The sequence below is a fragment of the Solemya velum gill symbiont genome (assembly GCF_002020255.1).
In the GTDB taxonomy this organism is placed as follows: domain Bacteria; phylum Pseudomonadota; class Gammaproteobacteria; order Chromatiales; family Chromatiaceae.
The window spans coordinates 1-1013 of the sequence record NZ_MPQG01000045.1 but is presented as its reverse complement, the minus strand read 5'-3'; the positions used below and the strand labels follow the sequence as shown (position 1 = coordinate 1013).

The following is a 1013-nucleotide window of genomic DNA, read 5'->3' as shown; positions in this document are numbered from 1 at the left end:
TCCTCTTCAAGAATGGAGTTGCGGGGATGCCGACGCTCTTCTGGAAATGTTAGAAGTACCGGAAGATCCCTACTTCGAGTCATGGTCGCCAGAAACGTTCCACTCTATTTTGGAAACAGAAGAAGTGGAACTTCTCTCAGAGGCCTGTTTAAACGACGGCGAATTCGGGTGAGTTTGACTCTGTATCTCCGTCTGTCTGTCTCCTCATCTGTCAGTCTGTTCTCTGGCCATGCACCCTCATACTCGACTCTATGCGTATCTGTCTACTCTCTCTAAATATATATATGTATATATATATATGTGTGTGTGTGTCTGTCCGTTGTACTCACTAGTGTATGTAAGCTTGTTTGTATCTGTCTGTCTATCTATCTGTCTGCCCATCTTTCTATTTACGTGTTTAATTCCTTCTTTTTTCAGCCACGGGAAGACTTTCTCCTGCGGACGGTGTCATGCAAAATTCAGTACGCATGACACACTCAGAGCTCACCGACGAGTCCACGATACGACCACTAGCACGAAACCCGTGTCATCTGACGAGACGGAAGATCCGACACCTATGGGGAACGTACAAACGGGAGAAGGCCCGGGAGACAGAAGGGAGTCTCCACAGCCGGGACCATCCGAATCCCGACTCGAAGAGGACGCCTACACGATCCGCCTGAGGTCGCAGCGTACGTTTGCCAAGACGGCGGCCGTGGAACGTACATACCGTGTAAAAGTCGGCGAATTTTTTGGAGGCAAACGGTTGACCGAAATCCGTAGACATCTACATCAAATGTTTGCTGACGTCATACGTCAGGCACGTGGTGATATGTCCGATAACGATCTAGGGCGAGTCGTAATACACCACCCAGCGTTACAAAACCCAATCGTGGTTCAGTTACTGCGGTTGGAACTTCTGGATGCGGAAACGGTCATGGCTACGATAGAGAAAGTGCTGCAGTCTCACGAATCTCTGACCGTAGACTCGGCTTTCGAAATCGACGTGGGTTTAATTCGTCTTCCTAAAGGAG

At 49.0% G+C, this 1013-nt stretch carries 1 protein-coding gene; it reads left to right on the top strand.

Annotation, left to right across the window (positions count from 1 at the left end; translation table 11 throughout):
- Window positions 1-745: 745 nt before the first annotated feature.
- A partial coding sequence (locus BOW06_RS13160) for a hypothetical protein (protein WP_218669523.1) occupies window positions 746-1013 on the top strand: 268 nt, incomplete at its 3' end.